The sequence below is a fragment of the Desulfothermus okinawensis JCM 13304 genome (assembly GCF_054654515.1).
In genome coordinates this window covers 1-388 of sequence record NZ_BAAIEW010000090.1, presented here as the reverse complement: position 1 = coordinate 388, position 388 = coordinate 1, and the positions used below count along the sequence as shown (strand labels likewise).

The following is a 388-nucleotide window of genomic DNA, read 5'->3' as shown; positions in this document are numbered from 1 at the left end:
TAAACAGACAAGAATTAACAGATAAAAAACTCAGTAAATTCAAATCTCATCGCATTCCAATTGTTGAATATATGTTAACAAAGGAAGGAATACATAATCTGGTTACTGAACGAGATAATAAAAAAAGACATATTATTAGAGCTGTTTATGAAGATAATGATATTTTGAGGAAAGAAGGTGGAATTGATGTTGTAACTAAACCTAGAAAACAATTAAAACCCCAGATGTATTCACTTTGGGAAGAGATAGAAAGTTTTATTATACAAGAGAAACCAGAAAGTTTTAAAGCATTAATAATAAAACTTTTGTCTACTCGAGCCTGTAACATAATCTGTGTAAATCCATTTTTTAGCCTTAATACTATTGAACTGCATTTTTAATCCTCTCT

General features: G+C 28.6%; 1 protein-coding gene. It reads left to right on the top strand.

Annotation, left to right across the window (positions count from 1 at the left end):
• A partial coding sequence (locus ACYQ0O_RS13170) for a hypothetical protein (RefSeq protein WP_459893807.1) occupies positions 1 to 380 on the top strand: 380 nt, incomplete at its 5' end.
• Positions 381 to 388: the final 8 nt, after the last annotated feature.